Source organism: Clostridium thermopalmarium DSM 5974 (genome assembly GCF_002995795.1).
Lineage (GTDB): Bacteria > Bacillota > Clostridia > Clostridiales > Clostridiaceae > Clostridium_H > Clostridium_H thermopalmarium.
On sequence record NZ_PVXN01000054.1, the window covers coordinates 26099 to 41351 of the forward strand.

Here is a 15253-nt window from a genome sequence, read left to right on the forward strand (position 1 = left end):
ATTTTAGGAGGTAAACGTGATGGATAAAATTAAAAATCCTATATTAAAGGGATTTAATCCGGATCCTTCAATATGTAGATGCGGAGAGGATTACTATATAGCAACATCAACTTTTGAGTGGTTTCCTGGAGTGCAAATACACCACTCAAAGGATTTAAAAAATTGGAATTTAATCCATAGGCCTTTAAACAGATTAAGCCAATTAAATATGATTGGAAACCCTGATTCAGGTGGAATATGGGCACCTTGCTTAACTTATTCAGATAATAAGTTTTGGCTAATATATACAGATGTTAAAAGCTTATCTGGAATATGGAAGGATACTCCAAACTATTTAGTGACTTGCGATACCATTGATGGAGAATGGAGTGAACCTATTTATTTAAATTGTGTTGGCTTTGATCCATCCCTATTCCATGATGATGACGGAAAAAAATATTTAGTGCAGATGGTATGGGATCACAGACAAGGAAATCATCCTTTTTACGGCATAGCTATTCAAGAATACAGCCATAAGGATAAAAAATTAATAGGAAAGTCAAGAATAATATTTAAAGGAACAGGTATAAAGCTTACAGAAGGACCTCATATATATAAGATAAATGGGTATTACTACTTAATGGTAGCAGAGGGAGGAACAAGATACGAGCACGCCGTAACAGTGGCAAGATCAAAGAGTATATTCGGACCATATGAAGTTCATCCTGAAAATCCTATTTTAACTTCTTGGAATAGTCCAAATATTCCGTTGCAGAAGGCTGGGCATGCATCTTTGGTTCATACTCATACAGATGAGTGGTATTTAGTTCATTTAGTAGGAAGACCTTTAACAGAGAGAGGCTGCTGTCCACTTGGAAGAGAAACAGCTATTCAAAAAATTGAATGGAAAGACGGTTGGCCATATGTAGTTAATGGAAATGAACCTTCTTTATATGTTGAAGCACCTAAAATGAAGGAAGTTAAATGGGAGAAGAATTACCCTGAGAGAGATGATTTTGATGAAGATAAGCTAAATATAAATTTCCAGACCCTTAGAGTTCCTTTAGATGAATCAATAATGACATTAAAAGAGAGAAAAGGATATTTAAGGCTTTATGGAAAACATTCTTTAACTTCTAAGTTTGTGCAAGCTCATGTAGCAAGAAGATGGCAAAGTTTTAATTTTGACGCTATAACAGGTGTTGAGTTTAATCCTACAAGTTTTCAACAATCAGCAGGCTTGGTATGCTATTACAACACAGAAAACTGGGTGTATTTAAATGTAACCTATGATGAAGAGAAGGGAAGAATTATAGACTTAATTGAATGTGATAATTTCAAGTTTTCACAACCTCTAAGAAATAAAAAAATAGTTGTACCAGAAGATGTAAAAACAGTTCACTTTAAAGTAGAAGTTAGAAGGGAAGAATATAGGTTCTCATATTCTTTTGATGAAAAAGTATGGCAAGACATTCCTTTAGTATTTGATTCAAATAAATTATCAGATGACTATGTTAGAGGAGAAGGATTCTTTACTGGAGCTTTTGTTGGAATGTGCTGCTTAGATGCAACTGGACAAAGTATACCAGCAGATTTTGATTATTTCACCTATAAAGAAATTTACTAATACTATGTGGCAAGGAATTTTTAAATTTAAAATCCTTGCCCTTATTTTTACATCTAATATTTTATGTGGAGGTGTGTTATATGAAGTTTCTTTCAAAAATTAAGGTAAAATATAAGCTAATGATATCTTACATATCAATAGCTTTAATAGTTTTGTTGGTAGGAATTATAGGTATAGTAAATTTGCGTAAGATTAATTTAGCTTCAACAAGTATGTATAATATTCAATTTTCATCTATAGATACTCTTCATAAGATTAATGAAAACTTTCTTCAAGTTAAAAGTAACATATTAATTCTACTCTACGATAAGGACGATATGGTGATAGATCAAGTTATCCAGGACACCAATAGAATTATTAATGAAAATAACTCTCTTATTGAAAAGTATAAAAATTTAAATTTAGATGATTACGAGAAAAAGGAATTAGAGAAATTTAATTCCAATTTTATAAAATATAAAGAAAAAGGTAATTTAGTGTTGAGTAATGTTAAACAAAGAAAGTATAATGATATTGAAATGAAATGCAAAGATATGGATATTTCTAGAGTTAAGATGGAAGATTCTTTGAAAAAGCTAATAGATTATAGTTCTTATGAAGCTAACGAAGTAGATAAAAATAATGCTAGGATATTTAGCAGATCTAAAATAACTATAGTATTATTTGTAATAATAGGATTAGTATTTGCTGTACTTTTAGCCTTTTTTATGACATGGGATATTATACTATCATTAAGTAACATTAAGAATTATGCAAATAATCTTTCAAAATATAATTTTTCTAATGAAATAAATATAAATAGAAAAGATGAATTTGGACAAGTAGGAAATTACCTTAATATAGCTTTAAAAAATGTACGAGAACTCATAAAAATTATTATAGATAATTCTTTATCTCTTAGAAAATCTTCTAAGGAATTATACGATACAGTAAAAGAAATAAAATCTAAGGTATATGGTATAGACAAATTTATAAATGAAATAGTATCAGGATTTCAAGAAATAAGTTCTTCTTCTGAAGAGATTGCAGTATCTATTGAGGAAATAGATAAAAATCTAAATGAGTTATCTGTAAAAGCTAGTAACGGAAGTACTAAGTCATATGAGATAAAATCCAAAGCTATTTCAATCAGAGAAGAAGGAGAGGCTTCTAAGGAAGCTTCAGAAAAGATTTACTTGGAAAAATATGATCAAATTAAAAAGGCAATGGAAAAAGGAAAAGTAGTTGAAAAAGTAAAATATATGGCTCATGATATTGCTGACATTGCTTCACAAACTAATTTATTAGCCTTAAATGCAGCTATAGAAGCCGCTAGAGCAGGGGAAGCTGGAAGAGGTTTTGGAGTGGTTGCAGATTCTATTAGAAATCTTGCAGAAAAGTCAGCATTTACAATAAATAATATTCAGAATATTGTATCAGAAGTAGAAGATTCATTTATCTACATGTGTGAGAATTCAGAAGATATATTAAAATATATAGAAAGTAATGTAAAGTCTTATTATGAATTTATTATGCATTCTAGCAAATCTTATGAAAATGATGCTAATTTTGTAAGTAATATGTCTGAAGAGATTGCAGCTATGACTGATGAAATAAATATAAGTGCAAATCAAGTGAACAATGTTACGCAAAATTTTGTATTCACAATGGAAGAGTTTAATAAAAGTTCTCAAAATATAGTGGAAAACTTAGATAGTCTAGTAAAGGAAATGGATGGTATTGAATTAAATGCACAAAGACAAGAAGAATTGGCTCTAAGTTTAAATAAAATAATTGATAAGTTTCACATTTAGGAGGTGAGCCTATGAAAAAGTTGCTTTCAATCTTTTTAATATTAGCATTATCTATTGGTTTTCAAGGATGCGGTAAAAATGAGATAAGCAATTCAGGAGAAAATAAAAAAATAACTCTTACGATGTGGCATATATGGTCTCAAAAGACAGAAGATAGTAATTCTGTCATTATTGAAAACGTTGTAGACCAGTGGAATAAAAATCATCCTAATATTCAAATAAAGCTTGAAAGCGCTGAAAATGAAAGGTATAAAACAAAAATAAAAACTGCCGCTGCTACAAATGAATTACCAGATATATTTTATTCCTGGGGAGGAGGATTTTTGAAACCTCTAGTAGATACGGAAAAGCTATTGCCTCTTAACGAATATTTAAACAGTAATACAATAAAAGAGGTAAAGGATGGAGTGTTAAATAATGTAACTTATAACAATAAAATATATGGATTACCTCTTACGTTTTCAATTGGCACCTTCTATTGTAACACAGAATTATTTGAAAAGGCTGGAATCAAGATACCAGATACTTATGATGAGCTCTTGTATGCTGTTAAAAAATTTAGAGAAAAAGGAATAACTCCACTGTTAGTTGGAGAGCAAGATAAGTGGACTGGAATAATGTATTACGACATTTTAGCTTTACGGGAAGTAGGAATACAATCCTCTAAAGATGCATTAAACGGTAATGATAGAGACAACGTATTTTTAAAAGCAGCTTATAAATTAAAAGAACTTATAGATTTAGGGGCCTTTGATGAAGCAAGTTTAAGACTTATGAGAGACGAATCAGAAATACTATTTAAAGAGGGAAAGATACCAATGTACTATACTGGAAATTGGCTTATAGGAGAACTACAAGGAGAAAACTCTAAAGTTAAGGATAAAATTGTAGTAAAAACATTTCCTATAATAAAAGGAGGCAAAGGAAATAATAAGGAATTTTTAGGTGGAGCTTCAGATTACTTAATGGTAAACAATGATACAAAGTATAAAAAAGAAGCTGTAGAAGCTATAGAGTTTATATGCAAAAATGTATCAAAACAGTATTATGAGTTTGGTTCAGGCTTGCCTGCATGGAAAGATACTTACAATGAGAAAAATGTAAATAAACTTTCTAAAGAATTAAAACATATTAGTGATAATGGAAACTACATGTTGTATTGGGATATTTATCTTGGAGAGAAAAATGGTAATAAGCATAAGGATTTAGTCTATAAACTATTTCAAAAAAGTATAACCCCAGAAGAGTTTGCGAGAGAAATGAATAACTTAGAGGAATAAGGCTAGGATGTGATTTACATGCAAAATAAATTTAGATTAAAGTCTATATATAAGGTCTTAAGGAATAAATACTTAAATTTGAAAATAAGCTCAAAGATAACAATATACTTTTCAGTACTTTTTATAATATCAACTTTGGCAATTACTTTTGCATATAAGAAAATAAATAGCACTTATATGACGGAAAAAATAGAGCAGAGTTCTTTTGAGGCTTTAGAGAGAGCACAATTAAATATAAATACCATAATTAATGACGTTTCTAACACTTCAAAGATGATTATATCAAGTAGTGAGATTCAGGATAATCTACAATATAGTAATGAACATGGTAGTCTAGAGATTCAAAATAATATTAATAAATACTTAATGCAATTTACAAATTTTAATCCTAATATAGCCTCTATATATATTTTTGATAATTATGGCAACAGATATTATTCAGAAAATGTTATCTATAAAAATTTTGATATTAATGATATCAAAAATAAATATTGGTACAAACAAATAATAGATAAACAAGGTGGATATATCATAAGACTAAATGGTGGAGGGTTATTTCACAGTAAAGAAGGAAATTATGTATCACTAATAAGGGTAATAAACGATATTAATACTCAGAAAAAAATAGGTATATTAATTATAAATATAAGTGAAGAAGCATTTTACAATTCCATTGTAAGAATAGGAGATAAATATGGCACTAATTTAATTATAAAAAATGAAAATGGAGAAGTAATAACAAAATCTAAAATGGATGAGAGAATATTAATTGAAGCAGAAAGACAAAATGCTTTTGAAAATGATAAAGGATTTAGCATTAGAAAAATAGATGAAAGCGATTATATTATATCTAATATGAAAACAGACACGTATGGATGGAATTTAATTACTATTAGTGAGTATAGCCAGTTAAGTAAACAAGCTCAATATATGAAAAGTTTTATTTTATTTTTTATTAGTATAGTATTTATGCTAATTGCCTGCGGTTCAATAATAATATCTAGATTAATTACAAGACCATTAATAAAGCTCCATGAATCCATGATGGGAGTAGAATATGGAGAATTTAAGCCTGTAAATACACCAACCTATAAGGATGAAGTTGGAGAACTAAAAAAGGTTTATAATATTATGATTTTTCAGATCAAAACTCTTTTAGACAAAATAAGAGAGGATGAAAAATTTAAAAGGAAAGCAGAGCTAGAAATATTAATGTCACAAGTTAAGCCTCATTTTCTATATAACACATTTGATACTATCAGTTCCCTAGCTTTATTAGGAGAAAATAGAAAGGTATATGATGTAGTAAAGGCTCTAGGAGTCTTTTATCGAACAAGTTTAAGTAATGGCAAAGATATAGTAACTGTAGAAGAAGAGATAAAAACAGTAAAAAGCTACTTAATGATTCAAGGTATACGATATAAAGATAAATTTGAAGTTAAATATGATTTAGATCCAAATTGTAATCATTTCATGATAATAAAGCTAATATTACAGCCTTTAGTAGAAAATGCAATTTATCATGGCCTTAGAAATAAAGCTGGTAAGGGATTGATAAAGATTTCTACCTTTGAAGAGGGAGAGATGCTGGTATTGTCTGTGGAGGATGATGGATTAGGCATGGATGAAATGCAACTTAAAAAAGTTATGGAAGGAAAAACTCCCGGCATAGGAGTTAGGGCTACTAAGGAAAGGGTGAGAATTTTTTATGGTGAAAAATCTGAATTTATTGTTAAGAGTGAGAAGGATGAAGGAACTAAAATTACAATTAAAATTCCTAAAAAAGTGGGTGAAGTAATTTATGAATAATAGAATAAAAATTATGATAATTGACGATGAATACCTTATAAGAGAACTTATAAAAAATTGTGTATCTTGGGATGAAATTGATGTTGATATAGTTGGAGAAGCTTCTAATGCTGCTGAAGGATTAAATCTAATAAGTAAAAATAAGCCAGACATTATTTTAACCGATATTTGTATGCCTGGACCAGATGGATTAGATATGAGCAAATCTATTCTAGAAAAGTATCCAGATATTAAAGTTATTATTATTACAGGATATGATGAATTTGAATATGCAAAGAGAAGTATAAAATTAGGAGTCAGTGATTTTATACTCAAACCTATAAATGATGAGGAATTGAAAAGTTCTGTTTTAAAGTTAAAAGAAGAAATTTTAGAAGAAAGATTAAAAGAAAAGCATTATGAGAATATTAAACAAAAATTTGGAGTCCTTAAAGAAATTATAGATTTAGATGAAGAGAATAAAAAGGAAACAAAATCTTTAAATATAGAAGAAGTAAAAGAATTTATATTAAAGAATATATCCAACAGAAATTTGTCATTAAAATTAGCGGCGGAGCATTTTTATGTAAACTCTAGTTATTTAAGTAGAGTTTTTAAATCGAAAACAGGAAAGAGTTTTTCAGAGTATGTTATCAATATAAAGATGAAATTAGCTATGGAAATGCTTAAGGATTCTTCTATGAAGTCCAGTGATATAGCCAAAAAGATTGGGATAGATGACCCTAATTACTTTAGTGCTTGTTTTAAAAAACATATAGGTTGTTCAATAAAAGATTTTAGAAAAAGATATTTATAATACTTAAATATAAATAAAAATTATGGTAATACAATATCATAAATTAAAATATAAAAAATAATATTAACAGGAGAAAAAGATGAAAAAGTACATAGTGTATATAACATTTATGCTTGTAAATATATGCATTTTTACTTTTCTTTTAATATATATCAGTAATACAGGAGTAAATAGAAGGGAAAAAGCAGATAAACCTAAAATAGTTTTAATTTCACATGTGTATTCTAATCCATACTGGCAATATGTGAAGCAAGGTGCAGAAGATGCCGCAAAAGAAAGAGGTGCTGTAATTGAATTCAAGGGTCCTAATACTGATAGTATAAAAGAAGGAATTAAATTTATCGATATGGCAATATATGCGAAGGTTCAAGGAATAATTACATATGTTCAAGATGAAAATGAATATAAACCATATATAAATAAGGCAATAGAGAGAGGAATTCCCTTAATCACAGTAGATTCTGATGCAGAGACTAGTAATAGACTGGCATATGTAGGAACAGATAATGTAAAAGCAGGAGAAGTTGCGGCAAAGGAATTAATGAAAAAGATTGGAACTAATGGAAACGTGTTTATATTAATGGGTGGAAAAGAAGTAAAAAATCAAATAGAGAGAGTTAAGGGATTTTCAAATTACATAAGTACTCATTCCAATATACATATAACTAATATAGAAGGAAGTGGAGCATATCTTTTAGAATCAGAACTGGCCACAAGAAAAATATTAAGTAAAAATCACAAAATAAATGCAATATTTTGTCCAAGTGCACTAGGGAGTGTTGGAGCTGCTAAAGCGGTAGAGAGTATGAATTTAAAAGGAAAAGTCAGCATTATAGGATTTGATGATTTGCCAGAAACTATTGCTAATATAAGCAAAGGAGTTACATATGCTACCATAGTTCAAAGACCTTATGAAATGGGATATAAAAGTGTTAACTTAATAATGGACAATCTTCAAGGTAAAAAAATTAATGGAAAATATATAACTGATGTAAAGGTAGTAGATGAAAGTAATTTAGATTCTTATCTAAGAGGAGATATAAAATAAGATGAGTAGATTAAGAAATAAGTTAATAACTTTTATTATTATAATCATAACTCCTATGCTTTTCATTAATTTATTTACATTGTTATTAAGCAATAAAATTGAGATGCAGTATAGTACTATGATAAGTAAACTAATTACAATGGAAGAAGCAAAAAGAAATATAAATAACTCTGTTTTATACTTTGATAAATATATTACTACAAGAGCTCAAGATGACTTGAAAAATTGTATTATAAATTATGAAAAGGCAAAACAGAACATAAATGCATTGGGATCGGGTTCCACTATAGAAAATATGTATTATTTGAGAGAGCTTAAAAATACTTTAGAAAGTTATAAAAAGTCTTACGACATAACTATTGAAAAGCTTAATAGTAATATGGGATATAATTTTTATGATGATTTTATAGAAACAAAAAATATAGCTCACTACTGCAATGAATATATAGAAAAGATAAATGAAAATTATTTAAAATATAATAATGAAAATTATAAATTGCTAGTAAGGAAAAACAGAATTAAGGATTCAGCAGTGATATTATATTTTTTGTTAATGATAATTGTATGTCTATTTATAACACTAATTTTTTCCAAAAATATAACGGAAACATTGAAGGAATTAGTGCTTGAAGTAGAGAAAGTTTCAAAAGGATATTTTAATATAAAAAAAATAAATCCATCAAACATATATGAAGTAGATATACTTTTAAAAGGATTTAACATAATGGTAAGCGATATCAAGACTTTAATAGATGAAATTAAAGAAAAAGCAGAAATTGAAAATATGTTAAAAGAAACTCAGCTAAAGGCTCTTCAATCTCAAATAAATCCACATTTTTTATTTAATACTTTAAATAGCATAATTCAAATAGCAGATATTGAAGGAGCTGTTGAAACTGAAAAATTAATGAATGCTGTATCTAAGCTTTTGAGATATAGTCTAAGTATGGTAGATAGACAAGCATCTTTAAGAGAAGAATTAGATATAATAAAGCAATATGTGTATATTCAAGAAACAAGGTTTGAAGATAGGGTGGCTTTTAATATTGAAGTCAATGGCTATATAGATGACATAATTGTTCCAGGCATGACTCTGCAACCACTGGTAGAGAATGCTTTTATTCACGGAATAGAACCTAAGGAAGAGGGAGGAAGTATACGTATAAAAGTTGATAGAAATGAAAAACATTGTTTAATAACAATTGAAGATGATGGATGCGGTATGACTGAGGAAACCATTTTTTCAATATTGGATGATAAAGAAGGCAAAAAACATACAGGTCATATAACAGGCATAGGTACTAAAAATGTCATTAAGAGATTAAAGCTTTTATATAATGACGAATTCGCATTCAAAATTCAGAGTAAAGTTGATGAAGGAACAAAGATAATTTTAAAAATACCTATTACTGGGGTGAGTTGATTTGATAAGATTACTTATAGCAGACGATGAGAGTTTAGAAAGAAGAGCAGTAAAAAATATTATTTTAAAAAAATATAATGCTCAAGTTGAGTTTTTTGAGGCTAAGAATGGAAGAGAGGCCATAGAAATATTTGATAGAGTAAAACCTGATATTGTAATAATGGATGTTAAAATGCCAGGTATAAATGGCATTGAAGCAATCAAGCAAATAAGTAAGATATCTAGAGATGTGTATTTTATGATATTAACAGCTTATGATTACTTTAGTTTTGCTAAGGAAGCTCTTGAGTACAATGTAAAAGAGTATATTTTAAAGCCATTTGATAAAAATGAATTAATAAATAAGGTAAGTAATGCTATAAATATTGTTGAACAAAAAAGAGAAGAAAGAAAAAAGGAACTAGAAATACAAGAAAAAATAAACATGATACTTCCTATTCTAGATAATGAGATGAGCTATGCCATAATTAATAATAGTTTAAATGTCATCGATTATAATACTTACTTAAAATACCTAGGTTTAAAATTTTATTGTGGATACTGTATGCTGATAAAAGTTAAGGAAAAATATAATTATGTTCATTTAGATGAGAAGTCTAAACAAAAGCTAAAAGTAAAGATTAGAGAGTTTATAAAGGAATATATTAGTAGAGAATATAATTCAATTTCCTGTTTAACTCCTAATAATATAGCATTTTTTATAGAAATTAATGATAATCAAGATGATTACCAAGTTAGAATTGATTCTATAACTTTGGGGAGAAGAATAAGACAAGCCGTTAAAGAAAAGTTTGGTGTTTCGCTTAGTATAGGGATAGGAAGAAGATATTATGATATCAAAAATTTACATATGTCCTATAAGGAGGCATATACTTCTCTAAATTATAATTCTAATGAAGTAAATGTAAGAAGTTATCAAGACATATATGCAGCATCAGATAAAGCGCAAAATAATCCTAATAAAAAAGTAGATTTTATTAAGAGTGATAAGGAAGAAAGCTCAAGAGAAGATAGAGAAACTTTGCTGTCCAGAATAGAAAAGTATATAAACATTAATTATAATAAGGAGTTAAGCTTAGAAAGTTTAGCAAGTCACTTTAACTTAAGTCCATATTATTTCAGTAGAATGTTTAAAGAATTAACTGGAACTAACTATTCAGAATATATAACTAACGTTAGGATATGTAAAGCAAAGGAAATGTTGAAAGAAGGAACTTTAAATATAAAAGAAATATGCTATAAAGTAGGATATAATGATCCTAATTATTTTAGCAGGGTATTTAAGAAAATAGAGGGTATGAGTCCTAAACAGTTTAAATTAAATTTATAGAATAGAATTATGCAAAAGCACTATATAGGCAATAAAGTCCTATATAGTATTTTTTTGCAGTTAATTAGGCATATATGTATATGTTTACAGCAAGTAATTACATGGCTTTAAAACAAGTTTTAATGTATCTTAATAGCATAAAGTATTAAGTTATATATTACGTAATTTGAAGATTAAGGGGGATTTTTAATGAAAAGTAAAAAACTGTTAAAGAGTATTGCTTTAGGCTTGATTTCTGCTATGACTTTAGCAACTTTAGTAGGATGCTCGGCTAATGGGAACGGTGGAAATAGTAAGGCTGCATCCAGTAACGGTGATAAAAAAATTAAAATTGGACTTAGTATCGATGACTTGAGATTAGAAAGATGGCAGCATGATAGAGATATATTTGTACAAAAAGCTGAAGAACTTGGAGCGGAAGTTGTAGTTCAATCAGCTAATGGAGATGACCAAACTCAATATTCACAAGCTGAAAACTTAATCTCACAGGGAGTTGATGTATTAGTAATAATACCACATAATGGAGAAACTATGGCTCCTATTATTGATGAAGCTCACGCTAATAATATAAAGGTTTTAGCATATGATAGGTTAATTACTAACTGTGATTTAGATTACTATATATCTTTTGATAATGTTAAAGTTGGGGAATTACAAGCTGAAGCATTAGTTAAAAAGGTACCAAAGGGAAATTACTTTTTAATGGGCGGATCACCAACAGATAATAATGCAAAACTATTTAGACAAGGACAAATGAATGTATTACAACCTCTAATAGATAAAGGAGATATAAAAATAGTAGGAGATCAGTGGGCAAAAGACTGGTTACCAGAAGAAGCATTAAAAATAATGGAAAATGCTTTAACAGCTAACAATAATAAGATAGATGCTGTAGTAGCTTCAAATGATAGTACAGCAGGAGGTGCAATACAAGCTTTAGCAGCACAAAAGCTTGATGGTAAAGTAGCAATTTCAGGACAAGATGCTGACACTGCAGGTTGTCAAAGAGTAGTTGAAGGAAAGCAAACGGTTACAATATATAAACCAATTAAAGATTTAGCAACTAGTGCTGCAGAAATGGCTGTAAAGATGGCTAAGGGAGAAGAAATTACTACTAATGGAGTTACAAATAATGGAGAAAAGGATGTTAAATCTATGCTATTAAATCCAATAGCAGTTACTGAAGAAAATATGGCTGATACCATAATAAAAGATAAATTCCACACTGTAGAAGAAGTTTATAAGAATGTACCAAAAGATAAGTGGCCTAAGTAAGAATTTATAGAAGAATTTTTAAAGTCGCTATTTCCCAATTGATGAAAATAAATGATTATTTAGCTGCTTAATAATCATTGTAAATTGGTGATTAGCGGCTTTATAAAAACTATGGGAAAGTCAGAGGTGAAATATATGAGTCAGTACTTACTAGAAATGAATAATATAGTTAAAGATTTTTCCGGAGTAAAAGCACTAGATAACGTATGTCTTAAAGTACGAAAAGGAGAAGTTCATGCTCTATGCGGAGAAAATGGTGCAGGGAAATCAACATTAATGAAGATATTAAGTGGAATTTATCCTACAGGAACATATTCTGGAGAAATAATATATGAAGGTAAAAAGTTAAATTTAAAAGGTATTAAGGATTCTGAAGAGGCCGGTATTGCCATAATACATCAGGAATTAGCTCTTATTAAAGAAATGTCCATCAGTGAAAATATATTTATAGGTTCGGAAATAAATAAAAGAGGCATTATTAACTTTAATGAAATGTATAACAGAACAAAAAAATTGCTGGAAGAAGTAAAACTGGATGTAAACCCATCAACTCCAGTAAAAGAGCTGGGAATAGGACAACAGCAGTTAGTTGAGATAGCAAAAGCATTATCTAAAAATGCAAACTTATTAATATTGGATGAACCAACTGCACCTTTAACAGATAGTGAAGTTGAGGTTTTGAAAAATATAATAAGATATCTTAGAAAAAAAGGAGTTACTTGTATCTATATATCCCATAGGTTAAATGAGGTAATGGAATTAGCAGACACTGTTACGGTAATACGTGACGGCAAATCTATAGGTACGGAATCTATTAAAAATCTAGATCAAGATAAGATAATCAGCATGATGGTTGGAAGAGAAATGAAGGATTTATATCCAAGAGAAGAGCATAAAATAGGAGAAGAAATTCTTGAAGTAAAAAATTTTAATGTATATGATGCAGCAAGTACAAACAAAAAAAGGGTAAATAATGCAAACTTTAAACTTCGAAAAGGGGAAATAGTAGGTATAGCAGGATTGATAGGTTCAGGGAGAACTGAGCTAGTTGCTAGCATTTTTGGAAGTTACCCAGGAAAACGAGAAGGAGAAATATATTTTGAAGGAAAAAAAGTGTCCATTAAAAATCCTAGTGATGCATTATCTTATGGTATAGCTATGGTACCAGAAGATAGAAAAAGACAAGGTATAGTGGGAGATATGTCCGTAAGAGAAAATATTACTTTGGCAAATCTTTTAAAATATAAAGGACCTTTTAATGCAATAAATTCAGATAAGGAAATTTTAGATGTAAAAAAGTATATAGAAGATATAAAGATAAAAACAGCTACTATGGAACTCAAGGTTAAAAGCTTGAGTGGAGGAAACCAGCAAAAAGTTGTACTAGCTAAAAACCTTTTAGCAGAACCTAAAATTTTAATATTAGATGAACCAACAAGAGGAATAGACGTAGGAGCAAAATATGAAATATATAAACTTATGTTTGAGCTAGTTAAAAAGGGAATCTCTATAATAATGGTATCCTCAGAGCTACCAGAAGTACTTGGAATAAGCGATAGGGTTATTGTAATGCATGAAGGAGAGATAAAAGGCGAATTTATAAATAAAAACTTAACTCAGGAAATGATAATGGAATGTGCAATAGGGGGGGAAAAATAATGGAAAGTAAACTTTCTATAAATTCTAAAATCAAGGAGAAGAAAGAAATAAAAAAGAATAAAATAAATTCTAAAATGTATACGATGATTATAGCTTTAATATCTATTTGGATTATATTTACTATTACAACTGGTGGAAACTTTTTAACAGCAAGAAATTTATCTAATCTTTTAAGACAGATGTCAACCACAGGATTATTAGCTATAGGGATGGTATTTGTCATTATATTAGGTGAAATAGATTTGTCTGTAGGTTCCATGTTAGGATTACTTGGAGGAATAGCTGCTATTTTAAATGTATGGTTTAAAATGAGTGCAGGAGCCACTATAGTTATAACTTTGGCATTAGGATTAGTATTAGGACTTTGGAATGGTTTTTGGATTTCTTATAAAAATGTACCTTCATTTATAGTAACTTTAGCAGGAATGCTTGTGTTTAGAGGAATACTTATAGGTGTAAGTAAAGGTTCAACAATAGCACCTTTAACTAAGAGTATGAAAGTAGTTGGTCAGGCTTATCTACCATCTGTACTAGGATATATTATTGGAATAATAGCTGTTATATCAACCATACTAATCATTACAAAAAGTAGAAATAATAAATTAAAATATGGATTAAATGTTCCGTCTAAATCTGTAGATATGGCTAAAATAGTGGTTATTTCAGTTATTATAATGGGATTAGTTTTTATATTAAATCAATATCAAGGACTTCCAGTTCCAGTATTTATCATGTTAATGCTTGGAATCATATTTTCCTATATTGCATCTAAAACTGTATTTGGTAGAAGAATATATGCTATAGGTGGAAATAAGGAAGCTACAAAGCTTTCAGGAATAGATATAAAGAAATCAGTTCTTATTATATATGCAATAAATGGTTTGCTTGCAGCCATGGCAGGAATCTTACTAACTGCAAGATTAAATGCTGGTTCAGTTGCAGCAGGACAGAATGCAGAGCTTGATGCTATAGCATCTTGCGTTATCGGAGGTGCTAGTCTATCAGGAGGAACTGGTTCTGTAGCAGGAGCTTTAGTTGGAGCATTAGTAATGGCAAGTATTGATAATGGAATGAGTATGTTAAATACTCAACCTTTCTGGCAGTATATAGTAAAAGGTCTTATATTACTAATAGCTGTATGGATAGATATATCTACAAAAAAGAAGGATTAGCATTAATAAAATGGGGTATCTCATAATGCATGAAGATGCATTGTGAGATACTCTTTTTTATA

At 29.0% G+C, this 15253-nt stretch carries 11 protein-coding genes; all 11 read left to right on the forward strand.

The window, feature by feature from the left end; translation table 11 throughout:
- Window positions 1-19: 19 nt before the first annotated feature.
- Window positions 20-1606, forward strand: a complete 1587-nt coding sequence (locus tag CPAL_RS11000; RefSeq protein ID WP_106024618.1) for a glycoside hydrolase family 43 protein — start codon at window positions 20-22, stop codon at window positions 1604-1606.
- 80 nt (window positions 1607-1686) lie between these two features.
- Window positions 1687-3399, forward strand: coding sequence for a methyl-accepting chemotaxis protein (locus tag CPAL_RS11005; RefSeq protein ID WP_106024619.1), 1713 nt, complete (start codon window positions 1687-1689; stop codon window positions 3397-3399).
- 11 nt (window positions 3400-3410) lie between these two features.
- The gene (locus CPAL_RS11010) at window positions 3411-4679 is read left to right on the forward strand and encodes an extracellular solute-binding protein (protein WP_106024620.1); all 1269 of its coding nucleotides are present in this window, start codon (window positions 3411-3413) and stop codon (window positions 4677-4679) included.
- A gap of 18 nt (window positions 4680-4697) precedes the next feature.
- Window positions 4698-6488 (forward strand): sensor histidine kinase, encoded by a 1791-nt coding sequence (locus CPAL_RS11015; RefSeq protein ID WP_207654934.1) that lies wholly within the window; start codon window positions 4698-4700, stop codon window positions 6486-6488.
- The gene (locus CPAL_RS11020; protein WP_106024622.1) at window positions 6481-7284 is read left to right on the forward strand and encodes a response regulator; all 804 of its coding nucleotides are present in this window, start codon (window positions 6481-6483) and stop codon (window positions 7282-7284) included. Before CPAL_RS11015 ends, CPAL_RS11020 begins: the two co-directional genes overlap by 8 nt.
- A 79-nt stretch (window positions 7285-7363) precedes the next feature.
- Window positions 7364-8332, forward strand: coding sequence for a sugar-binding protein (locus tag CPAL_RS11025; RefSeq protein ID WP_106024623.1), 969 nt, complete (start codon window positions 7364-7366; stop codon window positions 8330-8332).
- A gap of 1 nt (window position 8333) precedes the next feature.
- Window positions 8334-9755: a sensor histidine kinase gene (locus CPAL_RS11030; RefSeq protein ID WP_106024624.1), complete on the forward strand. Its 1422-nt coding sequence runs from the start codon at window positions 8334-8336 to the stop codon at window positions 9753-9755.
- A gap of 1 nt (window position 9756) precedes the next feature.
- Complete coding sequence (locus CPAL_RS11035) at window positions 9757-11085, forward strand: response regulator (protein ID WP_106024625.1); 1329 nt, start codon at window positions 9757-9759, stop codon at window positions 11083-11085.
- 189 nt (window positions 11086-11274) lie between these two features.
- Window positions 11275-12360 carry a D-xylose ABC transporter substrate-binding protein gene (gene xylF, locus CPAL_RS11040; protein WP_106024626.1) on the forward strand — a complete coding sequence of 362 codons (1086 nt, stop codon included), beginning with the start codon at window positions 11275-11277 and terminating at the stop codon, window positions 12358-12360.
- A 135-nt stretch (window positions 12361-12495) separates the two neighbouring features.
- Complete coding sequence (locus CPAL_RS11045; protein ID WP_061858942.1) at window positions 12496-14019, forward strand: xylose ABC transporter ATP-binding protein; 1524 nt, start codon at window positions 12496-12498, stop codon at window positions 14017-14019.
- A complete protein-coding gene (locus CPAL_RS11050; RefSeq protein ID WP_106024627.1) occupies window positions 14019-15191 on the forward strand; it encodes a sugar ABC transporter permease in 1173 nt (390 codons plus the stop codon). The genes CPAL_RS11045 and CPAL_RS11050 overlap by 1 nt, the downstream gene beginning before the upstream one ends.
- The last annotated feature ends 62 nt before the right edge of the window (window positions 15192-15253 follow it).